General features: G+C 57.0%; 23 protein-coding genes. 9 read left to right on the forward strand and 14 right to left on the reverse strand.

The genetic code is table 11. The features are described 5' to 3' along the window. Nucleotides 1–3 precede the first annotated feature (3 nt). The 5 genes from argH (at nt 4) to JRJ26_04370 (ending at nt 5,971) form a co-directional block, all read left to right on the forward strand. Entirely contained in the window at nt 4–1,515 is a 1,512-nt protein-coding gene (argH, locus tag JRJ26_04350) for an argininosuccinate lyase (protein MBW2056711.1), read from the forward strand. 182 nt (nt 1,516–1,697) lie between these two features. Further along, nucleotides 1,698–2,363 (forward strand): HAD-IB family phosphatase, encoded by a 666-nt coding sequence (locus JRJ26_04355; protein MBW2056712.1) that lies wholly within the window; start codon nt 1,698–1,700, stop codon nt 2,361–2,363. Nucleotides 2,364–2,729: 366 nt separating this feature from the next. Next, on the forward strand, nt 2,730–3,662 hold the full coding sequence (locus tag JRJ26_04360) for a sugar ABC transporter permease (GenBank protein MBW2056713.1): 933 nt from the start codon (nt 2,730–2,732) through the stop codon (nt 3,660–3,662). Further along, entirely contained in the window at nt 3,652–4,485 is an 834-nt protein-coding gene (locus JRJ26_04365) for a carbohydrate ABC transporter permease (protein ID MBW2056714.1), read from the forward strand. The genes JRJ26_04360 and JRJ26_04365 overlap by 11 nt, the downstream gene beginning before the upstream one ends. Nucleotides 4,486–4,645: 160 nt before the next feature. Next, nucleotides 4,646–5,971, forward strand: a complete 1,326-nt coding sequence (locus JRJ26_04370; protein MBW2056715.1) for an ABC transporter substrate-binding protein — start codon at nt 4,646–4,648, stop codon at nt 5,969–5,971. A gap of 121 nt (nt 5,972–6,092) precedes the next feature. Here JRJ26_04370 and JRJ26_04375 read toward each other — a convergent pair whose 3' ends face one another. After that, the gene (locus JRJ26_04375) at nt 6,093–6,881 is read right to left on the reverse strand and encodes a metallophosphoesterase (protein ID MBW2056716.1); all 789 of its coding nucleotides are present in this window, start codon (nt 6,879–6,881) and stop codon (nt 6,093–6,095) included. A gap of 285 nt (nt 6,882–7,166) precedes the next feature. Here JRJ26_04375 and JRJ26_04380 point away from each other — a divergent pair, with 285 nt between their 5' ends. Beyond that, nucleotides 7,167–8,594, forward strand: a complete 1,428-nt coding sequence (locus JRJ26_04380; GenBank protein ID MBW2056717.1) for a sn-glycerol-1-phosphate dehydrogenase — start codon at nt 7,167–7,169, stop codon at nt 8,592–8,594. Between the two features lie 34 nt (nt 8,595–8,628). Here JRJ26_04380 and JRJ26_04385 read toward each other — a convergent pair whose 3' ends face one another. From JRJ26_04385 to JRJ26_04435, 11 genes are all read right to left on the reverse strand, one after another. After that, on the reverse strand, nt 8,629–9,894 hold the full coding sequence (locus tag JRJ26_04385) for a homocitrate synthase (protein MBW2056718.1): 1,266 nt from the start codon (nt 9,892–9,894) through the stop codon (nt 8,629–8,631). Nucleotides 9,895–10,102: 208 nt separating this feature from the next. Continuing rightward, nucleotides 10,103–10,759 (reverse strand): HAD family phosphatase, encoded by a 657-nt coding sequence (locus JRJ26_04390; protein MBW2056719.1) that lies wholly within the window; start codon nt 10,757–10,759, stop codon nt 10,103–10,105. 35 nt (nt 10,760–10,794) lie between these two features. Next, nucleotides 10,795–11,562 carry a glucose 1-dehydrogenase gene (locus JRJ26_04395; GenBank protein MBW2056720.1) on the reverse strand — a complete coding sequence of 256 codons (768 nt, stop codon included), beginning with the start codon at nt 11,560–11,562 and terminating at the stop codon, nt 10,795–10,797. Between the two features lie 98 nt (nt 11,563–11,660). Continuing rightward, nucleotides 11,661–12,809, reverse strand: coding sequence for an acyl-CoA dehydrogenase family protein (locus JRJ26_04400; GenBank protein MBW2056721.1), 1,149 nt, complete (start codon nt 12,807–12,809; stop codon nt 11,661–11,663). Nucleotides 12,810–12,994: 185 nt separating this feature from the next. After that, nucleotides 12,995–14,131, reverse strand: a complete 1,137-nt coding sequence (locus tag JRJ26_04405) for a hypothetical protein (protein MBW2056722.1) — start codon at nt 14,129–14,131, stop codon at nt 12,995–12,997. Between the two features lie 333 nt (nt 14,132–14,464). Then, a complete protein-coding gene (locus JRJ26_04410) occupies nt 14,465–14,740 on the reverse strand; it encodes a 4Fe-4S dicluster domain-containing protein (protein MBW2056723.1) in 276 nt (91 codons plus the stop codon). 17 nt (nt 14,741–14,757) lie between these two features. Continuing rightward, a complete protein-coding gene (locus JRJ26_04415) occupies nt 14,758–16,047 on the reverse strand; it encodes an FAD-dependent oxidoreductase (protein ID MBW2056724.1) in 1,290 nt (429 codons plus the stop codon). Between the two features lie 66 nt (nt 16,048–16,113). Continuing rightward, nucleotides 16,114–17,100 (reverse strand): electron transfer flavoprotein subunit alpha/FixB family protein, encoded by a 987-nt coding sequence (locus tag JRJ26_04420; GenBank protein ID MBW2056725.1) that lies wholly within the window; start codon nt 17,098–17,100, stop codon nt 16,114–16,116. Nucleotides 17,101–17,149: 49 nt separating this feature from the next. Further along, a complete protein-coding gene (locus JRJ26_04425) occupies nt 17,150–17,932 on the reverse strand; it encodes an electron transfer flavoprotein subunit beta/FixA family protein (protein ID MBW2056726.1) in 783 nt (260 codons plus the stop codon). Nucleotides 17,933–17,950: 18 nt separating this feature from the next. Next, a complete protein-coding gene (locus JRJ26_04430) occupies nt 17,951–19,141 on the reverse strand; it encodes an acyl-CoA/acyl-ACP dehydrogenase (GenBank protein MBW2056727.1) in 1,191 nt (396 codons plus the stop codon). A 194-nt stretch (nt 19,142–19,335) separates the two neighbouring features. Next, complete coding sequence (locus JRJ26_04435) at nt 19,336–20,526, reverse strand: CoA transferase (protein ID MBW2056728.1); 1,191 nt, start codon at nt 20,524–20,526, stop codon at nt 19,336–19,338. A gap of 296 nt (nt 20,527–20,822) precedes the next feature. Between JRJ26_04435 and JRJ26_04440 the strand changes: the two genes are divergently transcribed. Continuing rightward, a complete protein-coding gene (locus tag JRJ26_04440; protein ID MBW2056729.1) occupies nt 20,823–22,115 on the forward strand; it encodes an aminotransferase class V-fold PLP-dependent enzyme in 1,293 nt (430 codons plus the stop codon). A 71-nt stretch (nt 22,116–22,186) separates the two neighbouring features. Here JRJ26_04440 and JRJ26_04445 read toward each other — a convergent pair whose 3' ends face one another. Further along, nucleotides 22,187–22,456, reverse strand: a complete 270-nt coding sequence (locus JRJ26_04445) for a zinc ribbon domain-containing protein (GenBank protein ID MBW2056730.1) — start codon at nt 22,454–22,456, stop codon at nt 22,187–22,189. 27 nt (nt 22,457–22,483) lie between these two features. Then, the gene (gene rpoH, locus JRJ26_04450) at nt 22,484–23,338 is read right to left on the reverse strand and encodes an RNA polymerase sigma factor RpoH (protein ID MBW2056731.1); all 855 of its coding nucleotides are present in this window, start codon (nt 23,336–23,338) and stop codon (nt 22,484–22,486) included. Nucleotides 23,339–23,673: 335 nt separating this feature from the next. Here rpoH and JRJ26_04455 point away from each other — a divergent pair, with 335 nt between their 5' ends. Further along, nucleotides 23,674–24,483 (forward strand): LysM peptidoglycan-binding domain-containing protein, encoded by an 810-nt coding sequence (locus tag JRJ26_04455; GenBank protein MBW2056732.1) that lies wholly within the window; start codon nt 23,674–23,676, stop codon nt 24,481–24,483. 454 nt (nt 24,484–24,937) lie between these two features. Further along, on the forward strand, nt 24,938–26,041 hold the full coding sequence (gene dprA / locus JRJ26_04460; protein ID MBW2056733.1) for a DNA-protecting protein DprA: 1,104 nt from the start codon (nt 24,938–24,940) through the stop codon (nt 26,039–26,041). Nucleotides 26,042–26,075: the final 34 nt, after the last annotated feature.

A 26,075-nucleotide genomic window follows, 5' to 3' on the forward strand; every position in this document is an offset into this window, starting at 1 on the left:
AGTATGGGGGTTGAGAGACTCTGGGGAGCCAGGTTTGAAGATGAGATGCCCCGTCGGGTTCTCGATTTCCTCTCGGGCCGGGACCTTCGAGCAAGGCCGCCCTGTGACGAGATGCTCCTTCCCTATGACATCTGGGGAAGCAGGGCTCACACCATCATGCTCTGGAAGCAGGGAATAGTCTCGGAAAAGGACGCCCGGGAGATCCTGTCGGGTCTGAAGGAGCTCGAGAATCTGTACGTGTCCGGGCGGTTGAGACTGGAGGCTTCCCGGGAGGACGTTCATTCGAACGTCGAAAGCGAACTCACGGCACGGCGGGGGATCGAGTCGGCGGGCAAGATGCACACGGCTCGAAGCCGAAACGACCAGATCGCCCTGGACATGCGTCTCTACCTGAGAGATCAGGCATCGGGTTTCATCAGGGATTTGATAGATCTCCTCGAGAGGATCGCGACGCGGGCAGAGCGGCACGTCAGGACCGTCATGCCTGGTTTCACCCATCTCCAGCATGGAATGATGACCACCTTCGGTCACCTGCTGATGGGTCTTGCCATGCCCCTGGAGAGGGATCTTCTCCGTTTTGTGAATTGGTACGGCCTCTTCAACCGGAATCCCCTGGGTGGGGTGGCCGGGTACGGGACCTCCTTTGCCATCGACCGTCATCTTACCTCCAGACTCCTGGCCTTTGACGGACCCCAAGACCATTCGACCGATCCCATGACCAACCGTTGGGAGCCGGAAGCGGATCTGGCCTTTGCCATATCCATGGTCATGAACCACCTGAGCAGCGCTGCCCAGACATTCATCCTGATGAGTACCACGGAGTTCGGCATGATTCGACTGGACGACAGGCACTCTGCCGGAAGTTCGATCATGCCCCAGAAAAGGAATCCGGACCTCCTCGAGGTGATCAAGGGCAAGGCCTCCTTGGCCCACGGCATGCTGGCCGGTCTCGTCTCCATGGGAAAGGGTAACATGGTAGGATACAACAGGGATTCCCAGTGGACGAAGTATCTGATTATGGATCTGATTGCGGAGTGTGCCCCAGCGGTTTCGATGATGGGAGAGGTTATAGAACTGCTCAGGGTCGATGAGGCGGTCATGGAAGCCCAGGCGCGCAGGGGGTTTCTCGGAGCCACCCATCTGCTCGAGTCGATCGTGAAACACTCGGGTCTCCCGTTCCGGCAGGCAAAGATTCTTGTGGAGAAGGCCGTGCGCCATGCGGAAGCGGCAGGAAGAGAAGAGGTGGATCTCGCCGATCTGGAGCATGCGGCGCGAGAGACCGGGGCTGAGCTGCGGCTGAGACCCGGTGATGTGGCCAAATGGCAGGATCCGACAAGGATCCTGGAGGGAGAGAGGCTTTTTGGAGGCCCCGGCCCTTCTGCTGCCAGGAGGAGCATCTCTGCACTCAGGAAGAGACTCAAGGGATATGTCAAGTGGGAGGAGGATCGGGCCCTCCGCATCCGTCGTTCCAAGGAGGAGATCGAATCCCTTGAGAGGAGCCTGGGTGTTGAATAGGGGGGTGAGGGGGCGGAAGTCAGAGTTCGGGAGCGATGGGATCGGACGGGCATGCCTGCTTTCCGGATATGGGAGGATGACGAGGTGGGGGCGCCCCGCCCATAACGTGCAGCGTTGGGCGTGAGAAGAGTAGGGGTGGGGTTTACCCCGCCCGTAGTGTTTAGGACCGGGAAACCATCGAGATGCCGTATCGGCGAGAACCGAATATGAAGGGGTTCAAGGTCGTTGTTTTCGACCTGGACGGGACGCTGACCACCGAGAGGAGCATCTGGCAGCATATTCACAGGGTGCTGGGTACTTGGGAGGGTCACGCCGAGCATTTCCAGAGGCTTTTTCTTGCGGGGAGTATCTCTTACGAGGAGTTCTGCAGGCGGGACGCCATGGTGTGGAAGGGCATGAGGGCCGATGACTTGAGGGCAATCGCAGACTCGGTTCCCTACCATGCGGGGGTGTTTGAGCTTCGGGACTTTCTCAGGGCCAAGGGGTTGCGGCTGGCAGGGATCTCGTCAGGCCTCTCGATACTTTCCACGAGGGTGGAGCGGGAACTGGGCCTCGATTTTTCGGTGGCCAACGACCTCCTCGTAGAGAAAGGGGTCCTAACAGGGGAGGTGAGGATCAAGGTCGCCCATGACGGCAAACGGACCTGGATGGAAGAGGTGATGAGGAGGTTCGGTGTCCAAGGCAGAGAGATTGTCGCCGTGGGGGACAGCCGGGGTGATCTCGGGATGTTTTCGCTGTCGGGCTTCCGGGTCTCCTTCAATTCCTCTTCTCCGGAGCTCGTAAGGGAGGCCGACCTGGTTGTGGAGAGTGCAGATCTGGCCGATCTTATCCCGAGGCTGCCGTTGTGACCGCTTCTGTGTGGCGTTTTGCCCGGCCGATTGGAGGATGCCGAGTTCCGCCTGCGCACGGGGGAATGGGGGAGAGATGCTGCTCCACCGTTTGCGCGACAACGCTCGTGGACAGGGGTGTCCTCGAAAAGTCAGGAAACTCCACCTGGTTTTTTCTTGACACATACTTCGATTTCTTCTATACTTGCTGCCTAATAAAGAGATCTCCCCGATGGGGCAGACGGTAAGGACTGGCACCCGATCTCTGCTGGAAATTCGGGATTTGTTTCAAGGTCTGGTATTCTGACGTCTTAACAGGGGAGAGATCCCTCTGCAAGGTTTGCTCGCGGTCACTTTCGAGTTCCTTGGGAAAAGACTTTTCCTGCCATGAATGTAGCCGATAGATCGCTTCGGAGACTGACCGAATGGAGGTCGGCAAAAGGGTTTCGTGTTCGGACGCAACTCAAGCCCTACCTGCTCCTGCTGCCCGCCTTTTTCTTCCTGACGATGTTTACCTACTATCCCATGGTCAAGGTTTTGCGGCAATCCATGTTCACCAAGCCCCATGGAGAAAGGGCTGAGATCTTCGTCGGTGCCGGCAACTATGCCCGAATGTTCCGTGATATGGCATTTCAAAAGGCCATGAAAAACAATGGCCTTTACGCCCTTGGCACGGTCGTGCCCAGCATCGTCCTGGCCTTGGCATTGGCGCTGTTGTTGAACAGGTCGAACCGGTTCAACAACTTTATCCGTTCCCTCTTTTTCTTCCCAACCCTCATTCCGCTTGTTGCAGCGGCAGGCCTTTGGTGGTTTTTCTTTTTTCCCGGTTACGGCTTGCTGGACTATTATCTGGCCAAACTCGGCTTTAGCGAGACCCACTGGCTGGGTGATTCCGATATCGCCCTCTATTCGCTGATGCTCCTCACGGTGTGGAAGAACGCCGGGTACTACATGGTGTTTTTTCTTGCCGGATTGCAGGGGATCCCGCAGGACGTGACCGAAGCGGCGGTGATCGAAGGGGCGAATTGGTGGCAGCAGCTCCGCTATGTCACTCTGCCCCTTCTCAGGCCGACCACCGCCTTTGTCCTGGTTATCGCCTTCATGCAGATGCTCAGTAACGTGGACCACGTGATCGTCATGACCAAAGGAGGGCCCCAGAACTCGACCAATCTCCTGCTCTTCTATATCTACCAGAATCTGAACGAGTTCTACGACGTAGGCAAAGCTTCTGCGGCCACGGTTTTGAACGTGGTGATCCTTCTGGCCGTCTCCATCGTGGGATTGCGTGTGCTCGAACGAGGGATCCATTATGAAATCTAGAAAGCGGGTCCTGGCCTTTGTCTTCGTCATGGTGATGAGCGCGGTCGCCTTTTTCTGGTCCACTCCCTTTATCTGGATGATGATAACCTCGTTCCGGCCCAAGCTCTACGGCGGCCTGGACATGGCTTCGCTGTGGCCGGATTTTTCACCCTCTTTGATCAATTTCAAACTGGCCTGGGAGAGCGCGCCGTTTCTTATCTACTACATGAATACGGTCATCGTGGTTCTCGGCATCCTGATTGTCCAGCTGGTTACGGTCTCGTTTTCAGGCTACGTATTCGCCCGCCTCACCTTTCCGTTCAAGAATACGCTTTTCTACCTTTTTCTCCTGCAACTCATGATCGTTCCGCCGATCCTCATCGTCCCCAACCTGTCGACCCTTGTCAAATTGGGCCTGTATGATACCCTGCTGGGGATCATGGCCCCCTATTTTGCTTCTGCCTTCGGCACCTTTCTCATGCGGCAGACTTTCAAGACGATTCCCGCGGATTTCGAGGAAGCGGCGATAATCGACGGTGCCTCCTTCTTTCAGGTCCTGTGGCATGTTTTGCTGCCCCTTGCCAGGCCGGCCCTGACCGCATTTGGGATCGTCAGCGTTGTTTATCATTGGAATGAGTACCTTTGGCCTTTGATGGTGACCAGTTCCCCCAGCACGCGGACGCTGACAATCGGCCTGGCCAGTTTCACCCAGGCCGCTGAGGGAGCATCTGAATGGGGCGTCATCGCAGCCGGCACCGTGATCGTAATTCTTCCGCTGGGGGTCGCCTTTATCGCCTTCCAGAAGCAGTTCGTGAACAGCTTCATGTTCTCGGGGATCAAATAGTTTCTTGCTTGGCCGTATCCTGAACAATCGAGAAAGGAGGTGAATCAAAGGGTTTGAGCGGATAGGCGTTACCCCGTGTGGATCGTGTATAGGGCGGAGCCGCCCTGGTGTCGACGGATCTCGTATTGTGATCTGATCATCTGGAAAGGAGGATGGATTGATGAAGCTTTCAAGGCACGCAGTAGTGGCAGTTGTGGTCCTTGCAATCGTTGCAATGGTGTTGCCCCTGTCGGCATTTGCGAGAACCAAGATCGAGTATTTCTTCCCGACCATGGTGGAAGGACCGCTGGCTCGGGAGATGACCAAGATTGTCAACGAGTACAACAAGATGCAGGACCAGGTAAAGGTCATCGCCGCCTATACCGGCACCTACGACGAGACAAAGATCAAGGCCCAGGCGGCCTTCGAGGCCGGCAAACCCCCGGCGGTCGTGTTGATGTCGCCTTTCTCGATATTCGACTTCGTACTGAGCGACTATCTCGAGCCTCTCAACCCAATGATCAAGGCGGACGGCATGGACCCCGAGGAGTTTTTCGCTGACTTCTGGGAGGCTGCCCACCCCAACGCGATTTTCGACGGCACGATCGTCGCCGTGCCGTTCCAGATGTCGACTCCCCTGCTCTACGTCAACTGCGAGCATCTGGCAGAGGTCGGCCTCAGCTGCGAGAAGCCTCCGGCCACCTGGAAGGAGCTCGTTGCTGCGGCCAAGAAGCTGACCAAGAAACAGGGCAACAAGGTCATCCGCTGGGGCATCATGATGCCCTCGAACTACGACTACCTCGGCTGGCTTTTGGAGGCGCTGACCCTCACGAACGGCGGCCGTTTCTTCAACACCGACTACCGTGGCGAGGTCTACTACGACACCCCTACAACCAAGGGGGCGCTTCAACTCTGGTACGATTTCGTCTACAAACACGGCGTGATGCCTGCGGGTGTGACCGAAGGCAGGGAGGTCGGAGCCGCGTTCTTTGCTGGAAAGGCATCGATGGTCATGCTGAGTACGGGTTCCCTCACCGCCGTGCGGAAGAATGCGAAGTTCAAGTACAACGTCGCCTTCATTCCGAGGAACGTGCGCCACAAGGCGCCCCTCGGCGGCGCGTTCATGGTGATAATGAAAGGGTTGAGCCCTGAGAAGAAGAAGGCTGCCTGGGATTTCCTGAAGTGGCTTACGAACGCCGAGAACCTCGCCCGCTGGAGCCGGTTTACGGGCTACTTTGCACCGCGTAAGAGCTCCTACGACCTCCCGGTGATGAAGGAATTCACCGCGGCCCACCCGGATGCCGTGGTGGGGTTGGACCAGCTCCGACTCTACGGTTATCCGATCCTCCAGGTCTACAATTCGATCGCCGTCCGCAAGGCCCTCGAAGACGAGATGCACGCGCTCCTCAACAACAAGACGACCGTTGAGAAGGCCGCAGCAGAGGCGCAGAAGAAGGCCAACCAGATCATGGCTCCTTACAACAAGGATCACGCCTCGGCGCCTTAAGACCTACGCCGTTGGGGCGGCCGGGTAGACCGACCGCCCCTGTTTTTTGGGCCGGCAGAGGGAAGCCGTTCCCCACTTGCAGGGTGACACGTAGGGGGGTGTTGGGAGGCGGGTACTCGCATCACGGATACGAGAACGACATCGGCAGTTCTCCCCTCACTTCGACGCTGACCCGTACGCCTTCATCCAAGGTCACCTCGGCAAAAGCACTGGCCGGGCGTCCGTCGGTGAGGCCGCCGTCCACGAGGGATCCGATGGTGATATACGGAATTCCATCGATCACCTCCACGTTGTTCCAGTGCATATGCCCGTTGAAGACGGCCTTGACTTTGCCGGAACGCGCGAAGAGAGCCCGTGATCGCTCGCGGTTTACCGCCAGAGCGAAGTCCGGATGCTTCGCGAAAAACCAGTGAGAGTCGAATTTCTGTTCGTCAAGGGGGTGGTGGGAAAAAATCAAGACAGGACCAGTGCACCTGTCAAGGTCCTCGTCGAGCCACCTGAGCTGATCTTCTGAGATGGTGCCGCCCACTCCGCCGAATGTCGGATCCTGAGTGTTCAGAAGAACCAGGTGGTACCCCATAAAGTCCATCGATTCGTAATCGGATTTCTTGCCGAGAAGTTCCCGCATCTGTCGCTTGTCTATATTGATCAAATCGTGGTTCCCGTGAAGGAAGAGGACCGGAACGCCGACCGATTCCAGACGACTCTTCACCCTTCCGATTCTCTCCACATCCTCGCTTGCGCTGACGTCGTTGATACGGTCTCCAAGGTCGACGATCAGATCCGGCCGAAATCGCCGTGACATCTCCTTCACGAACCTATCCAAAAGAGGGAACGCAGCCGATCCGAGACGCGTATCCATATCCGGTCCACTGTGAATGTCGGTTATCAGTCCAATGCGAAGCCGCACTTAGCCCTCCCTCCCCTCCTGTTTGTCTGCCGACAAGGAGTAAGTCACTCGCACGAAGATCCTATGTACTCCATTTCAGTTACTTCCTTGCCACGGAGAGCAGTATAGGGAAACCGGCCTTGTATGTCAATCAGAAATGGACCGGGGTCTTCCCGTATTTCCGGCGTTCGGCTCTCCTCCGCCGGGAGGAGCCCGTTGCTATTGACCTGTACGGCTCGATAAGAGTATATATAGTACCTGCAAGGTCTTCATAGGGCGGAGAAGGCCGCCGGGGAAGCGTCTGTGATGGATAAAGCCAGGATCGAAAGACTTCTCCAGTCTGTTAGTTATACCCGCGAATTCCTGATGGGACCCGGGTTCGTCTCTGAAATCCCGGGGGCTGCCAAGAGGAGCTTTCCGGGTTCCAGAATCGCTGTTGTTGCAGATGACAATACCTTCAGGGCAGCCGGGGGAATGGTAATCGATGGGTTGTATGGCGCCGGGCTTGATGTTGCAGGAAAATTCGTTTTTCCAGGTACGCCGACGCTCCATGCCGACTACAGGCATGTGGAGGATCTGAGGCAATTCCTGGTCGAGTGCGATGCGATTCCGATCGCGGTGGGATCGGGGACCATCAATGATATTACAAAGTTGGCCTCACACGAAAGCGGCCGTAAGTACATGGTTGTGCCTACGGCCGCCTCAGTCGATGGTTACTCCGCCTATGGCGCCGCGATACTGGTGGATGGTTTCAAGCAGACAATCGATTCTCCGGCTCCCCTGGCGATTGTTGCGGATACACGCGTTTTGAAAGACGCCCCGCCGGAGATGACCGCCGCGGGTTACGGCGATCTCCTCGGAAAGATTACGGCCGGAGCCGATTGGATTATCGCCGACAGCGTCAATGTAGAGGCCGTCAACCCTTTCACTTGGGAAATGGTACAGAAGGATCTGCGCAAGTGGTTGGGCCAACCCGAGAGACTCCTGGAAGGGGACCTCCATGCCATTGAGCAGCTTTTTGAAGGTCTGACAGTATCGGGTCTGGCCATGCAGGCTCAGAGGAGTTCCCGCCCGGCATCGGGAACGGAACACCATTTCAGCCACGTTTGGGAGATGCTGAATCTGGAGAAAGACGGGATTCCGGTTTCCCACGGTTTCAAGGTCGCCATTGGAACCCTTGCCGCCTCGGCCATGTTGGAGACGGTTTTTGCCAGAGAGATCGGGCGGCTCGATGTCGATGCCGCCTGCGATCGGTACCCCAGTCTGGAAGACCGGCAAAACCAGGTCCGAGGCGCTTTTTTCGGTAATCCGGCAGGCACGGGAGTGGGTCCTAGAGACAGTGAGAGCCTGTCGGCCGGCCAATCCCTGGGCAGGCGAATCGTCGATCAAGCGGGCAAAGGAGTCGTGGACCGGATCGTTGCGACGACTCTGGCGAAACATCTGACAAAGGACGAACTGCGGGAAAGGCTTGCACTGGTTCGATCCCGGTGGGACGTCCTGCGGTCGAGGGTGAAAGCTCAGTTGCTCCCCTATTCGGAATTGAGGGGGATGTTGGCCAGGGCAAAGTGCCCCACCTCACCGGATCAGATCAATCTCTCGCGCGGGCAGGTAAGGGAGACCTTCTTCCTGGCACAGATGATCCGCGAACGGTACACCGTGCTCGATCTGGCCTATGAAATGGGTTGGCTCGAGGAGTGTGTCGAAGAAATCTTTTCATCGGGAGCTTTCCTCTAGGCCCACGGACCATGGAAATCCCTGAAGGCTCGTGTCATTTCTTGGTTTCCCATTCCGCCAGGGGGGTGAACGTCATCAGTTCCTTGGCGATCTCAGGATACCGGGCGATGAAGAGCAATTCCCGCTTGGTAAGGGGCTTCTGGGTGTGGACGTTGGCATACCTGACCAGTTCGAGGATTCTCGTCGCCTCCTCGTCGTCATTGAAGCGCACTTCGAGCTTTTCGTAGACATTGCGGAATCCTCTGATTCCACTGTACTCGCCTGCGGTTATCTTCCTCCCGGTTTCTATGATTTCCGGCTCCCCTCTGCCTAGCTCCTCGTAGTCATAGAGTTCGTAGTTGTGCCGGTCCTTGAGGGCACCGTCGGCGTGAATCCCTGATTCGTGGGCAAAGGCATTGGCCCCCACCCCTGGCTGGTTGATGGGGACGGCCACGTCGAAGGCATAGGAGGCGTAGGTGGCAATCTGCCAGGACTTAGAGAGGTCGACGCGCTCGTCGAGTTGGTACTTGTCGGCGAATCCGCTCGATTTCTGCACGGCCAGAATGACGGATACGAGATCGGCGTTGCCGGCTCTTTCACCCATTCCGTTTATGCAGGTATTGATATAGGCGTCCACGCCGGCATCGATTGCCCCTTTGGCTCCTGCCACCGAATTGGCGACGACCATGCCCAGATCGTTGTGGCAGTGGAGCTCTATGGGGATCTCCACCTTCCGGGCGACTGTCTTGATCCTATCGTAGATGGTGAAGGGGTCCTCATAACCGAGGGTATCGCAGTATCGGAAACGGTCCGCCCCGTGGTCCTTGGCGGCCAGGGCGAACCGGATGAGAAAATCCAGATCTGTCCTCGATGCATCCTCGGCATTGACGCCCACGGTCTTGATCCCATGGGTCTTGGCATAGTCAAGGGCTTCGGTCATGTCCTTGATCACATCGTTGCCTGACCTTTTGCCCCTGTATTTTCCCCGGATCATCTGTTTTGAAGTGGAGGCCGAGATGTTGAGATGCTCCACCTCTGTGAGAGCCAGCGCCTGTTTGACGTCTCCCACGATGGCCCTTATCCATCCGCTGAGGATGATCGGTTTCAGAACCCCCATCTTGGCGAGCTTCAGGTTCGCGTTGAGGTAGTGGGTTTCGTGGCGTGTCACAGGGAATCCGAACTCACTCTGGTAGATTCCCATCTCGTTCAACATCAGGTTGATGATGGTCTTCTGGAGTTTGGCCAGGCCCAACCGGGAGGTCTGGACGCCGTCCCGGTTCGTGACGTCGATAATGTAGATCTTATTCTCCTTCTTGCGCATTCTCCTTGCTCCCGGAAAAACCGATATCTTGAAACACGTGTCAGTTTTGATCCCGAAGTATAACTATATATTGGCTTCTCGGCCGCAAGTCAATAGCCGGTCTCGCTGAGTTCCCCGATTCTTGGGCCAAAGGTCTCGCAGGTCGCAGACCTCACGATTCTCCGTCTCCCCGGGCCCGCCGGGGATGGATCGCCCGGCAAAGGCAGTCCTATGTCGTCTGGAAGAAGCGCCTTATTCCTTCGTGAAATAGATGGGGAGCGACCAGGTCCGCACCGGAGAAGTCCTGGTTGCGGGTGTAATCGTTGGGCACTACGATGCAGGAGCATCCTGCCCCTTTTGCGGATTTCAGACCCACGGCCGAATCCTCCAATACCACACACTGCCGCGGGCCGAGTCCGAGCCTGTGGAGAGCGAGTCGATAGATCTCAGGCGATGGCTTGCCTCTGGAGACGTCTTCTCCGGTCACGACCAGCTCGAACCGGTCGTGGAGGTGGAGGCGGTCGAAAATGATCTCTTTGAAGATCGGTTTCGAGGAGGTGGCCACGGCCTTACGAAAACCATGACTCTCAAGCCAGCAGAGAAGGTCGAAGAGCCCGTCCATGGGTTTGACACCCTTCAGGAGGAGCTCCCTGTAAAGGTCGTCACGCAAGGTCTCGATCTCGTGGACGTCTCCTTGTATGAGAAGGGCTTCCATCATGATCTGTATCGACCGGGTGGCCTTGTAGCCCATCATCTTCTCCATGACTTCTCGGGTGAAAGTCTTCCCGTACCGCCTGGCGACCTCGGACTCGGCCTGGAAGTAGAGACTCTCGGTCTCCACCATGAGACCATCCATATCGAAGATCGCCGCCTTGATCCTTCCCATTGCTCGGACAGCCTCCCCTTGCCTGTGGGCAGACCCTAAAGGGCGACCATGGTGCCACCGTCTACGTAGATGGTTTGGCCTGTGATATAATCCGAGGCGTCGGAGGCCAGGAACAGAACCGCTCCGACCACCTCTTCCGGCTCCGCGATGCGACCTTTGGGGATTCTCTTGACAATCCGGTCCTGCACTTCAGGAGTGCTCCACACAGGCTCACTGAAGGCTGTTCTTGTGAATCCGGGCCCTACGGCGTTGACATTGATATTGTACTGTGCCCACTCAGCGGCCATACACATGGTGAGCATCTTGAGGGCCGCCTTGCTGGCGTGGTATGCACCCATGCCGGCTCCGGCCCTTTCGGCTCCTATGGTGGTGATGTTTATGATTCTTCCGCCTCCCCCCTGTTGGATCATATGCCGAGCCACGGCGCGGCTGAGGAGAAAAGGGGCCTTGCAGTTGGTGTCGAAGATCTTGTTCCAGCCGTCCTCCCGCAATTCCATAAGGGACTTGAGGAAACTCCTGGCCGCATTGTTGACCAGAATGTCGATCCGCTTGAATTCACTCACCGTGGCCTCGACGAGGAGTTCCAACTGCCTGCTATCTGTAATGTCCGTCACCAGGGGGACCGCCTCACCTCCCCCCTTACGGATCTCCCCGGCCACGGATTCCAGTTCCTCCGGGGTTCTGCTGGCAATCGCCACCTTGACCCCGAAACGGGCAAGAGCCAGGGCGATGGCCCTGCCGATACCTCTGCCCCCACCTGTGACTATGGCGACCTTACCCTCGAGATCATAGCTGGTCTTCATGACTGTTCCTTTCTTGAAGATTTCGGGTTTCAGAAGAAACCCGGAAAGGCGATGCAGAGGAGCGCTTGGCGAGTGTATCCGGCCTATTTGAGGGATTTTCAATACCTGCCCAATAGATTCCGGGCGATGATGATCTTCTCTATCTCCTTGGTTCCCTCGTATATCTCGACCACTTTTGAGTCTCGATAGAATCGCTCGATGTTGTAGTCGCCGATATATCCGTAGCCTCCGTGGAGTTGGAGGGCCTCGTCTGCGACGTGGACAGCGGTCTCCCCTGTGAACCATTTGGCCATGGAGATCAGGTGTGGGTCCACCTTGCCTTGGTCGACGAGCCAGGCGGCCTTCTGGTAAAGGGTACGTCCCGCCTCGATGCGGGTGGCCATCTCGGCGATCTTGAACTGAACCGCCTGAAAGGAGGCCAGAGCTTTACCGAACTGTCTCCGTTGCCGCACGTGGTCGATCGCCTGCTCCATCGCTCCCTGGGCCAGACCGGTTGCCTGGGCGCATATGTGGAGGCGGGTATGATCGAAGAAGGTCATGAGCTGTTGGAATCCGCGGCCGGGGGTTCCCACCAGGTTTCCCCTCGGCACCCTGACATCACTGAAAGAGATCTCGGCCGTGTCCGAAGCCCGGATCCCCAGTTTGTTGGTCAGCTTGTTGGCTTCAAAACCTTTTCGATCCGTCTCGACCGTGATCACGCTGAAACGGTCATGCCTGGAAGGAGCCTCTGGCTCTGTCAGGCAGAGGACCTGGAGGAAATCGGCGATCGTTCCATTGGTGATGAACATCTTGTTACCGTTGATGACATACTCGTCATTCTCCAGGGTGGCCGTGGTCTTGACCGAGGCCACATCGCTTCCTGCATCGGGTTCGGTGATGGCGGCTCCGGTGATGGCCTCTCCACGAACCAGAGGAGGGAGCCATCTGGTCTTCTGCTCCTCATTGCCGAAGAGTTGGATCATCTCCGAACCGAAAGTGGCTGACAGGACAGATCCGGCGATTCCGGGATCCACTCTCCAGAACTCCTCGTTTATCAGACAGTGCTCCAGAAATCCAAGCCCGGCCCCTCCATAGGTTTCCTCGATAAAGACCCCGACAAAGCCAAGCTCGCAGGCCTTTTTCCAGACACCTTTGGGGAACTCTTCCGAGCGGTCGCACTCCTGGGCCAAATCCGGGAATTCCCCCTCGGCAAATTCCCGGGCAGCCTTGATGATGTCTCTCTGTTCTTCGCTCAATTCGAAGTCCATGGATCCCCCTTCACAATCCCCTTTCTCATGGGGTTCGCCCACTCTCACCTTCATGGCCCGTCAAAGGTGCCGGTGGAATTGCGAGGTTGAACAAGGCTTGGGGAAATGGCTGACAGGCGCCGCAGCACGGCACCCATTATAGATGGCAGGGAGAAATCTGTCAAGGTCAGGCGGCGGGCCCGTCGTTATGAGGCATGCCCCGAGACCGGGCAGGCCACTCCCAGTATCCTTGAGACCCTCTTCAGCTCCTTGGAGGCCTCAGTCGCCATGATGGAGATGAGAGGATCGATCCAGAGGACCTGCCTTTGGTTATCTGTGGTCCCCCTTGCTCCGCCGTTTTCTTTGGGTCTTGCCGCCCGGGGATAGATCCTGAGCAGGGATCGCGCTGCATCGGCTTCTTGGGACAGGTAGGCGGCGCCGTTGTTGACCTTGTATCTCCAAAGCTCAGCCACGTTTTCGTAATGGATCAGGATATTCCCGATCGAGTGGGCCAGTGTGAGTCTCTTTCGTGCCTCATCGCTGTCCATGAAAGACTCGACTCTGGATTTGGCATTCTCCAATTCATCCACATAGGCCTGATATGAGATCCCGCTCCGGTAGTCCGCATCGAGCACCAGCAGGGCCTCGACAGCCTCTCCGGCGAGTGCAAGATCCGCCTTCTTTTCCGGGCCATTCTCCTGGAGAGCCTCCTGTTTCCGTGAAGCGAACATGGCCTCGGTTTTCAGATTCTCTCTTCCATCCTGAGAACGATTCATCATGAGCAAGAAGAAAAGGGAGAGCAACACCAGGACGCCTGCTATCAGGACAGAGCTTGCCCGTTGGATCTGGGAAGCCCCCGGTGCCGGTGCCCTGTTCTCTGGCTTCGCCTGGATGATCAACACCTTCGATCCCAGCTCTTCGAGATCTCCTCTGATTCTTACCGCCTCGTCGTAGCTGTATTGGCCGGGCACGAGAGCCGGGGTTCTTCTCAAGAGGTCATTCTTGATAACGAGATAATCCAAGTTCAAGAGACCGTTGAGGTGGCTTGCTATTCTGTGTTTGGATTCCTCCGTATCGATCTGGTTTATGCAGAGGCTGAACCTACCCTTCCGGTCCTTGGACGGTCCGGTTCCCCGGTTTTGTGCGGCTCCCGATTCATCCGATTGAATGCCGATTCTTCCTCCCATCTGCTCGATTCTCTCTGGAGCGGATTCGGCCTCTTTTCTGCCTGCTTTTCTCCGGACAATTTCAGGTGGCCGAGCCGGTTGCCTGTCCACCTGTCCGGGGTCGATGGTGAAGATCCCTGATAGATCCTCCTGCGATTTGTCTCCCCTTTGCTTCATGTTGTCACGCCACCCTCGAAGACGACGTTTTGTCTCTGGTCCGAAAGGCTATCGGACGTCTTTTCCAGCGTCTTGTATCGCCGGCCGCTCACAGGGCCGAAGGCTGCCCCCTTGAGAAACAAAAAGACGACAGGCATCCTCTATCTTTATCGGCAGTCCGGGCCCGGAAGATGAATCGAATCTCTCGGAGCCTCACATCCTGTAGAAGGAAGAGGATGGCCGGCCCGGCCGGTCCGTTTCAAGCGTCCTGCCGGTCGATGAGGTTACAGGGCTTTCTTCTCTTTTTCCAGGTATCCGATCTAAGGATGGTGCGAGGGGGGGAGATACTCCGGCTCATCCGTACCGGTACTGTACGCCGAACTCGCCCCTGGGATATCTCCATGTGACGGCCCCGTAAATACACGCGATCAGGCAGGTTCCGCATTCGAGGCAGCCGGCGAATTCAACCTGCATTTTTCTGCTCTCCTCGTTCAGTTCGTAAAGATGGGCCGGACAGGCGTATATGCAGAACCGCTCCCTGCAGATCATGCATTTTTCCTGGTCGAGGGTGATGTGGCTTTCCGTATCGTTCTTGAAGGCATCGACGGCCAGTTTTTCCTGGATTTCCATGGCGATTCCTTCAGTGGCTAGATACCCCGTAGGCTCCAGAGATCCTTGATCCCCCGGAGGGTGAGGATATTTCTTCGAAGTTCCTTGAAAACGGTGGAGGAGAGCCTCTCTTTCGGTTTTTCGTCTATCTCCATCACCTTTTCTAAAAGGTCACAGACGGACTGGGGGTAGAGGGAAAAGAGTCTCGGGTTTTTCAGTATCTCGGCGGAACGTCTGAATGTCTCCATATCCCTGATGATCACACTCCGCTTCAAGAGGTATTCATAGTGGGAGAGGGTGGAAGCCGAGAAATCGTTCGACTGTGCGGCACGCTTGATCGTTTCTGCGGCCAGCACACCTGAGATCATGGCGTACTCCATGCCGCGGACCGTGACGAGCATGTTGAGGCCGAATCCGGCGGCATCGCCCACCACGAGCATTCCATCGCGCACAAGGCCTGCCAATCTGCGAATTCCGCCCTCCGGAATGAGATGAGCCGAGTACTCTACGGTCTCCCCTCCCTCGACAAGCCGTCTGATCTCGGGGCGTTCTTTGAATGCATCGAGGAGCCGGTATGCTTCGATACCGTTCTGCAACCGGGTCAAGGGTGCGAGGCCGAGGACCATACCCAGGGAGATGGTCTCCTTGTTGGTGTATATGAAACCGCCGCCCATCATACCTCCGGTGATAGCTCCCACAAAGAGTTGGGCCGCTCCCTGGCCCGGTTCCAGGTTGAAGCGGTCCTCGATCTTCCGGTCCCCCAGGTGGATGATCTCCTTGTACCCCACGGCGAGATCCTCAGGCTCGAAGTCCCTCCTAAGGCCGGCTCTCTCTGCCAGGAAGGAGAGCACGCCGTCGGCAGCCACAACGACCCGCGCAGGGATCTCTTCATCTCCTGCTGTTACTCCCACCACCCTCTTTCCATCCATGAGCAGGTCGTCTACCCGCTTCTGGGGGATAACGAAGCCCCCTCTCTCGGCCACCTTCTCGGAAAGCCACCGGTCGAACCTAGCCCGGAGGATGGTGTAGCTCGGATAGGGGCGCTGGTCGCGCCTGTCGCTGTAATGGTCGATGGATGTTGAGTTCGTCCTGCCCAGCAGCGTGAGTCTTTCCCGTACCACGTGCCTTTCCAGGGGGGCCTCGTCCCACAGGTCGGGGAGAAGCCTCCGGACGGGTTCGAGATAGATTCTGCCGCCCGTGACGTTCTTGCTTCCAGAGAAGTCTCCCCTCTCGAGCACCAGCACCGTAAGTCCCGAGTCGGCCAATCCATAGGCACAGGAGAGACCTGCCAGGCCTCCTCCCACGATTACTACATCGATTCTTTCCACTTCGACCTCTGCTCTACCGGGGGGTGTCGCCTGACCGGTTCAGCGTTTCAGCCCCTGCGAGTCTACTCAGACCTCGTCCTTCATCTTCGTGATCTCCTCCTTGAGGGCCGGGATCACCTCCATCATGTCTCCCACCAGGGCATAGTCCGCGTAGTTGAAGATCAAAGCGTTGGTATCGGTGTTGACGGCCACAACCGTCTTGCAGGTCTGGATCCCGAGGACGTGGTGGATGGCCCCTGACAGGCCGAAGGCAAAGTAGAGCCGCGCCGAGATGTTCTTGCCGCTCTTGCCGATCTGATCGTTGACATCCCACCACCCGTTGTCCACCACAGCCCGGGTGACACCGATGGTGGCTCCCAGGGCATCTGCCAGGTCCTGAACGGCCTTGAAGTTGCCCGGGTCCCTGATGCCTCGACCCACGCCGACAACCACCTCGGCTTCAGCCACGTCGACTTTCTCCTGGGTGGTCTTCTCAACCCCCTCGACTTTCTGCCGGATCTCGCCCCCCTCGAGACCTGTGGTGTCCCGGATCACCTCAGCCCTCTTGTTCATCTTTTCCAAGGTGAACGTGTTGGGCCTTACCGTTGCCATCTGAGGGGAGGCCTCGGGGATTGAGACCTGGCAGAAGACCTTTCCTCCGTATATCGGGCGAGTGGCAAGGAGTCTCCCCTCGTCGCCGATTGCCAGACCAGTACAGTCGGGGATGAGACCGGTTTTCAGACGCACCGCGACCCGTGGAAAGAGGTCTCTGCCCGTGGAGGTGGAACCGGCCAGCAGGACAGCGGGACCGTGCTTCCTGACAAGGGAGGCGAGAGCGAGTGTGTAGCCGTCGCTGGTGTAGGCTGCGAGTCTCTCATCTTCGGCAAGGTAGACCCGGTCAGCGTAAGACCGGAGATTCTCCAGTGCCGAATCCGTGGGCCTTCCCAGGAGCACGGCTCCAACAGGTCCCCCGATCTCCTTTGAGAATCCATCAGCCGCGCATAACAGTTCGAGGCTGACCTTGCGGATGGCGCCCTCTACGCTCTCAACAAATACCCAAACCTCTCCGCCCATGGATATCTCCTTTTATAGGATACGGTCTTTCGGTTTGAAGACACCCCCTCTAGAGGGCCTTCGCCTCTTCCCTGAGGAGTCTCACAAGCCTTCTCACGTTGTCCGGGAAATCCTCCTCGATTCTCATCGCCTTTGACCGCTTGGGTGGGGGGAGATACCTCAGAATCCTGACCTTCCGGCCTCGTTCACCCACCTCGGCAGGGTCGACGCCCAGGGCTCCGAGATCGAGCTTTCTGACCTGGACCTTCATCGCCTTCATCATGCCCATTACCTGGGGAATTCTCGGGGTGTTCAGGCCCTTTTGAGTCGTCAGCACGGCGGGAAGAGGACAGAGGAGGATCTCCCTGCCCCCCTCGACCTGGCGAGCCACCCGTGCAGACCTGCCGTCTTCAGCGATTTCGAGTCCCAGGATCGAACTCACGTGGGGGAGATCGAGCAGTTCTGCCACGGCAGGGCCGACTATGGCGGCATCATCGTCCATGGCCTGGCGGCCACAGAGGATGACATCCCACGGTTCCTTCTTGAGGAAGGCCGCCAGTACCCTTGCGATTCCAAATGAGTCGGACCCCTCCAGGGCCGCATCACTGATCTGGACCGCATGGTCCGCCCCCATGGCTATCCCTCTTCTCAGGGCGTCGATTCTCCTGTTGTCCACGGTCACGACGGTAACCGTGCCGCCGAACTTCTCTTTCAACTTCACGGCCTCTTCGATGGCTATCTCATCGAAAAAATTCGTGAAATACTTGTTCTCGATCTCCAGTTCCGAATCAGACCGGATCCTGACAATCGCTTCGGTATCGGGTACGTACTTGACAAGGACACAGATATTCATCCAGTCTTCCTCCCGAGGTCAAACCGCCTGTTTTTTCAGGTACATTCGCCCGAGGTAATCCTTGATCACCTCGTGGGTTCCCCCTCCATAGAGGGCGTACATTGCGTTCTTCCAGTATCTCTGGACAGGGTATTCGGTGCAGAAGGCATTCCCACCATAGACCCGCATGGCCTCTTCCACGGTTGTTATGCACATCTCGGTGGCATGGAACTTTGCGGCCATACACAGTTCCACGAGCTCCCTGAAGCTGATACCGCAGGTGTCTGCGTTTTCGATCATCCAGGCGCACTTGTAACACTGTGTCCTGGCGGCTTCGTACCAGGCCCAGCACCTCGCGAATTTCTCCCGGATAAGCTGGTAGGTTCCGATGGGATTGCCGAAGGCGATCCTGTTGTTCGCGTATTCGCCCGTATCCTCGAGGGCGCACTTGGCGATGGCAAGAGCGCTCATCCCCGTCATGATCCTGACTTCATTGAGTATCTCGTTCGCATGACGGACGCCCTTGCCGAGTTCTTCACCCAGGAAGTTCTCATCAGGGATGAAAACGTCGTCGAAGACGAGTTCCCCTGTGATGGCACAACGGCCGCCCACCTTGTGAAGAATCTGGCCCGGCACAAAGCCGTCTCGATCTTCTGTCTTCTTCTCCACGAGGAAGAAGTCGAGTCCTTTGAGCCCCTTGGAAGGGTCGGTGGTGGCCAGCACGGTTGCCACGTCCGCCAGGGGCCCCTGGGTTACCCACTGCTTTGTTCCGTTGATCCTCCATCCCCCGGGGACCTTGGTTGCCCGGGTCCGTGTGCCTGCCAGGTCAGATCCTGATTGGTCTTCCGTAAAGCAGATGACGCATTTCTTTTCCCCCTTGATGGCCGGAACAAGGATTCGTTGCTTTGTTTCTTCGGTGGCGAATCGTTTGATAAAATAGGTACCCATCAGGACCTGCATGGCCGTCGCCATGGCAAAACCCAGGGAGCCCCTGAAGAGCTCCTCATAGAAGATCATCTGGTTGATCACCGGCTGGTTCATGCCCCCGTATTTCTCCTCGTGACGAAGGCCGAGCCAACCGAGAGAGGCGAATTCCCTCCATATGTCCTCCGGCCACTCCTCGGTATCGTCGAGTTCCTGCGCCCTGGGGATGATCAGGCGTTCCACAGTGTCCCTGATGGTCTGTCTGAAAAACTCCTGCTCCTCTGTGAAACTGAAATCGAGGGCCATGAACTAAGCCTCCTTCCTGATCTCCATACCTCCGACACGGCCAGTCATCATCATGGAGGCGCGGAACACCCTGAACACAGCCGGGCGGCCTCAGACAACAGGAACCGGCCTCTTCGGAGAGGCTTCTCGGCAGGAATGGCAGCCTCAGAAAATCCGTAATGCCGGCCCCACGGCCGTCTTTCAGTGATCATTACCTAGATGATCTGGCGTTCCCTCAGGTTCCTGAGTTGTTCGGCACTGTAGCCCAGGACGCCCCCATAGATCTCCTCGTTATGGCCTCCGAAACGGGGAGGAAAGCTAAGGGTGAAATCGACTGATCTGAGGTAGTCTGTCGTCACAGGGGGCGGGGAAAGGGTGAGGCGTGTCCCTGTGACAGGGTCCTCGGACCGGATGAGAACGTCTCTTATGTGAGGGTCCTGGGTAACCTCGTCGATGTTGTTGACCTTGGCAACCGGAATCGTCGCCCTCACGAAGATATCGATCCACTCTCTCGTTGTCTTTGTCTTTGTCACCTTTTCGATCTCTCTGTTCAGCTCTTGGACATCCGCTATCCGTCCCGCGTTGGTCTGGTACTGCTCCCTTGCCAGATGTTTGAACTCGGCCATGGAGACCAGAGTGTTCCACTGCCTCTCGTTTCCGATGGCAAGATAGATATACCCGTCTTTGGTGGCATAGACCGACACGGGTGCAAAGAATTCATGGGTATTGCCCCTTCTGGAGATCCTCTTGCCGAAGCTCCTGGTGAGGGTTATGGGCACCGTACACCACGAGACCGTGCTCTGGAACATGGAGACATCGATGCGGCTCCCCTCCCCGGTTACAGCACGCTTGTACAGGGCCTTCATCAGTTCCCCAAAGGCGTGTTCACTCGCTCCCATGTCTGCAAGAGGGATTCCCACCACCTGGGGCGGTCCTCCCTTTTCCCCGGTCAGTTCCATCAGCCCGCCTCTCGCCTGGAGGATTGGATCATAGGCCGCCTCATTGCTGGCAGGGCCGAAACCTGTCAGGCCGAGCCAGATTATGTCCTTCTTGACGGTCTTCAGGATCTCGTAGTCGATCCCGAGCTTGCCGTAGTTTCTGGGGAGTTGATTGGTGGTGAATATGTCCACATCGAGCTCGATGATGAGCTTTCTGAGAATCTCCTGTCCCTCGGGCTTGGAAAGATCGAGGGTGATCGCCTTCTTGCCGGAGTTTATGGCCAAGAAGTACGAGAGCATCCGGTCCTCCCCAAGCACGTTGTCACCGATTCGCCTGTTGGGGTCGCCGTGTACAGGGTGCTCCAATCTGATAACCGTGGTACCCTGGTGAACGAGTCTCCAGGTCAGATAGGGAAGGGTTGTGGCCTGCTCGAGGGAGAGGACCGTCAGGTTTTTGAAAAGGTCGATTCGGCTCATGGAAGCGCCCCCATCGTCGTAGACATGGCTGGATCTAAACCCGGGAACCTTGGAAGAGGATTCGACGTGGCTGTCATGGGCATGCGGTTCATCGGAAAAATTACGCTACAGAGATAACCCGATGGAAAGGGATTGTCAAGCATTTTTGCCTTTCCCCGGCCTCAGGGAGGCTGTGAAGAGGGCTTCAGGGGGGTAAAGGCCTTGAAAAGCCGGTCCGGATGCTTTAGGATTGATTCGTTTTTCGATTCTATCCGATCCTCGGCAGTGTTCTCTATTGGGCAGAGACGATGTTCTACCCCTCTGTGACCGACCGCTTCGTGGAGATTCACCCCAAGATACGGCAGAGGTTTCCTCAGCTGGAACAGGACCTCTACGGGAATAGAAGAACCTACCTCAACAGCGGGGGCGGAACACTCATGGTCGATTCCGCGGTCCATGCCCTCGCCCAAACAGCCGGCTCAGCCAACCCCCAGCCCGGTGATGTCGACCCGGCCGAGATAGCCACGGATCAACTCCAGTGGCGAGTCCGGCAACTCGTCGCCGATTTCATCAACGCGAGCAGACCCGAGGAGATCAGTTTTCACTTCTCAACCACCCATGCCCTGTTCAATCTGGCCTATTCCCTTCGGGCCATTCTCAATAGTGAGAACAACCTCGTCGTCACCGACCTCGATCACATGGCCAACATATCCCCCTGGGAGGATGTCTGGGGAGAAGAGAGGGGATGTGAGATCCGGCGGGCGAGAGTCGACGGCGAAGGCCGCCTCGATGTGGACAGCTTGCTCTCCCTGGTCGACGGAAAGACCGGACTCGTCGCCCTTGCCATGGCCTCGAACGGGCTCGGCTCGGTGGTTCCACTGAGGGACGTTATCCCTCTTATCCGAGAAAAGTCGCCCACTTGTCTCATCTGTGTAGATGCCGTGCACCACGCCTTGCACGGGCCCGTCGACGTTCGAGAGATGGACTGTGACTTTCTGGCCTTTTCGGGCTACAAGGTGTTCGGGCCCATGCTCGGCGTGCTCTGGGGGAGGGCGACTCTTCTCGATAGACTCGCCCCGTACAGGGTCGAGACCGGCACGGATCGATCCCCTTACAAATTTGAACAGGGTACGCTTAACAGCGCCCTTCTGGCTTCTCTCGAAGGGGCACTCGGATATCTGCTTTGGCTGGGCGACGAGCTCGCGGTGGATGCCGGGAGTGAGAACCTCTCGAGGAAGGAGCGATTCAGCTCTGTGATGAAGGCGGTTACAGAGTACGAGGGCAAGCTCTCGCAGGTGGTCTTGGAAGGTTTTGAGGCGCTCGATGCAGAGAGGTTCCGGTGTTACGGGGTGACCGATCCACAAAGGGTTCTTGAGAGAGACCCTACCTTCTCATTCGAGATAGAAGGGACAAGCCCGGAGCAGATCAAGAGATACCTGTGGGAAGAATACGGCTTTCAGATAGCCGACAGGAATCACTATTCTGCTGCCGTATACAGACACCTAGGCCGCGACAGTATATGCCGCGCGAGTTTTGCTCACTATGACACCCTCCAGACCGCAAGATCCCTTGTCGAGGCCCTGGAAGGGCTTCTGGGCTAAGATAACCCCTTTTGACTGCCGATACCGACCACGTGACGGGGAATCCGGGGCGGCCGGGACCGATCTCCCGGTCACGCCTGTTTTTCGGCCTTGTTATCTCCACCTGGAGCCCCTGCCGGCTTTTCCGGATGTTTTTCCTTCGATTCGGCCTTCCGCCTGGTTTCCGAGGGGTAGTCGTTCACGTAGAATCCGGCTCCCTTGAGAATGAAGTTTGAGGGTGACAGGATTCTCTTTACCCTGCCATGACAACTCGGGCAATCGGCTTTGTAGTCTTCATGGATTCCATGGAGGACTTCGAAGATTTTTCCGCACACCACACACTGATACTCGTAGACCGGCATCTTTCTCCCCTTAGCTGTCCTGCCCCATCAGGCCGTTGCCGCCTGAAGGCCGTATTCCAACTCGTTCCTCAGCTTCTTCAGAGCCTCGTTTTCGATCTGTCGAATCCTCTCGCGGGAGAGATTAAGGGAATCCCCGATCTCTTGGAGGGTCGCCGGATGATGAGACATGATTCTCTTTTCTATCACGTACTTTTCCTTGGAACTAAGACACCGGAGGGCTCGGCGGACTTGTCCTTTCCGTTCTCTCTCCTCCTCCATCTGGCCGACAAGCTCCTCTTGATTCGGCCTCTCGTCGGCAAGGAGATCCAGGTGGGTGACTTGAGAATCCTCATCCACAGCCGAATCCAGCGAGAAATCCCTGAGACTCATCCGTTGTTCCATCTCGACTATGTCGTGGTCTTTCACATCCAGAGCCTCTGCGAGAGCGTGGATATTCTTTTCGTCCCCTTTCGACGAGCCGAGGAGCCTCTTGGTCTTTCCGAGACTGTAGAAGAGCTTCTTCTGGGTCTGAGTGGTACCTATTTTGACCAGACTCCAAGTCTTGATAATGAAATTCTGGATATATGCGCGGATCCACCAGATCGCGTAGGAGATCAACCGGTACCCCCGCCTGGGATCGAACTTCTTAACCGCCATCATGAGTCCGATGTTGCCTTCCTGGATGAGGTCGAGAAGCTTCACGCCGTATGATCTATACTCCAAAGCCACCTTCACCACGAATCGGAGATTGGAGGTAATCAACCTGTGGGCAGCCTCGATGTCGCCCTTCTCCCTGAACCGTGTGGCCAGCTCGAACTCCTCATCCGCACTGAGCAATGGGAACTGGTTGATCTGTGTCAGATAGAGCTCCAGGGAGCTTGTGGTAACAGGCAGATTGTGCATGGCTTTTCCGTCTCCTCCAGGCATCGGGATAGATGAGACCCAAAAGATTAGCACTCAGTTAATATGAGTGCTAATAATAGTATAGCAGTCTATTGCATCTCTTTCAAGGTAGAATTTGCGATTTGTCGGAATGCCCCAATCATCCTCTCAAGGTCTCCGGTGGGTGCCTTGAGAGGAGATTGCATCTTGGTTACGACCGCACAGCCCGGGGATGTCGGGGGGCGGCGAAGGGCTTGACAGGCGGGGAGTCAGGAATTAACCTTTTGTGTATGGAACTGGCATAATTTTTGATACATTGTGAAGACAAAAACCGGCATTCTCAAAAGGAGAGGGCGATGAACAAGGGGATTCGATTTTTCTCGGTGCTGATCTTTCTTTTGGTGATAACGGCTCTTCCCGGTTACGGCCAGGAGACGAAAGAAGACGTCTACGTGATCAAGAAAGGGGACACCCTCTGGGACGTGTCGGGCAAGTATCTGGGCAGTCCGTATCAGTGGCCTGAGCTGTGGGAGAGGAATCAGTACATTACGAATCCCCATCTTATCTATCCGGGCAATCCCCTGCGCCTTCACGGGGAACCGGCAGAGATCCGAACGGGGGCGAGAAAAGGCGCCGAAACGGTGGGTGAGGCGGCAGGCGGGACGGCGACAGAAGCGCAGAGCGTCTCAAAGCCCGAGGGTCCGGCAGAGATTGTGGAACAACCAAAGGAATCCGAGGAGGCTGTTGCGGTAGAGGAGAAAGGGGAGGTTTCACCTTCCATGGAGGTGACAGAGACCGGTCCTGTGGGTGAAACAGAAGTGGCCCAGGTTCTCCGCAAGGGGAATGTGGAGTACCTGGTTCTTGAGGAGGAGTCCCTGGGGACCATCGTTGATGCAAGGTATGAGAAGAAGCTTCTTGCACAGGGAGATTTTGTCTATTTGGCTCTAAAGGAGCGCCCCGCACGGGTGGGAGAGAGGTTTCTCATCTTCAGAACCAAGAAGATGCTCAAGAACCCTTACAGCAAGAAGACAACAAAGAAGATCTACGTGGTGGGTGCACTGAGGGTCACAGCCGTCAAGGGGGTCCTTTATCAGGCTGAGATCACCGATTCGATGGATGCAGTCCTGAGGGGGGACGAGGTGATGACATACAGGGCCCTCGAGTGAGATCAGTTTCGCTTCGTCTAGCAAGGCCTTCCTCAGCAACGGAGGGCCTTTCTGTTTTGTCTGTGGAAAAGGTAGTACCTCAAGGGGTCGGGCTCAGGTGAATATGGCGATGGATCCGGTCTCCTTTTTCCCGGCGGCCGATCTGTTTGTCTCCCCTCTGTTTCAAGACCGGGGCGGTCTACTCCTTGGATCGGTGTTTCGAGGCCTCTGCCGGACGGTTTTCGGCCAGCAGATGGAAAGATATGTGTCACACTGAGCACCCGGTCGGCTCTTGTCTTTATCCCACCCATGAGATATTTTTTGGTTTCGCCCTAAGGTCTTGCCTCTGGATTTCCATCCGGGACTCTCACCTGTGCCGACTCGGAGAATCACTTTCGGTTGATAGTCTCCGGGTGAACGAGCCGTCCAGTTGAAAAGGACGCCCGTATAGAATAGGATAGATGAGCTACGGGGGATGGCCGTGGAGGACAACCGCTACTGGATCGCCTTGAATCTTGTGCCCGGCATAGGGAGCGTCTCTTACAGGAATCTCATCGGGGTTTTTCATGGTCCCAGGCAGGTCTTCAAGGCTTCTCCAAAGGGGCTGGGGAAGGTCGAGGGGATAGGTCCCAAGCTTGCGGAGGCGATCCTGAGCTTTCCCCTGGAAAAGCGATTGAGAGATGAACTGAGACTCATGGACAGATACGGTGTGTCTGCCGTGACGTACCGGGAACCAGGGTACCCGAGGATTCTCCTTGAGATCTTCGATCCTCCGCCGGTCCTCTATGTTCGGGGAAGTCTCGAGGCGGCGGGGTCTACGGCAGTCGCGATTGTAGGGTCGCGGAGGGCCACCGCCCAAGGCAGGGCCTTTACCGAGCAGCTCGCACGGGACTTGGCCGCCCAAGGGGTCACGGTGGTGAGCGGTATGGCAAGGGGTATCGATTCTGCTGCTCACCGGGGAGCACTGCTCGGCGGGGGGAAGACCCTGGCGGTCCTCGGATGCGGGGTGGATGTGGTCTACCCGGCCGAGAACAGGGGGCTCATGAGGGAGATCGTGGAGCGCGGGGGAGTGATCTCGGAATTTCCGATGGGGACCGGACCCCTGCCCGGCAACTTTCCCCGTCGTAATCGGATCATCAGCGGTCTGGTGGCAGGAGTGGTCGTTGTGGAAGCGAACTTCAGGAGCGGATCCTTGATTACGGCCGACTACGCCCTGGAACAGGGAAGGGAGGTTTTTGCCGTTCCGGGAAGCGTTCGACTTCCCCATAGCCGGGGGACCCACCGGCTCATCAAGCAAGGGGCTAAGCTGGTGGAGAGGGCCGAGGACGTTCTCGAAGAGATCCTTCCTCGGTGGCAGCACCGGGATAGGAAAGAGGGGAATGAGGAGATCGGGCCCGTAAGTACATTGACCGATGAGGAGCGATTCGTGTACGGCCTTTTGGGAGACGAGCCGCTTCATATCGACCACTTAGTCATCCGGACCGGGTGGCAGGCGAACCGGGTCTCACGGGTCCTGCTGGATCTCGAGTTGACCGGTCTGATCAGCCAACTGCCTGGCAAGCGGTTTGTACGGGTTTAGGCGAAGACCGGCTCAAACCCGATTGGTGAGGAGC

The sequence above is a fragment of the Deltaproteobacteria bacterium genome (assembly GCA_019308905.1).
GTDB lineage: Bacteria > Desulfobacterota > BSN033 > WVXP01 > WVXP01 > JAFDHF01.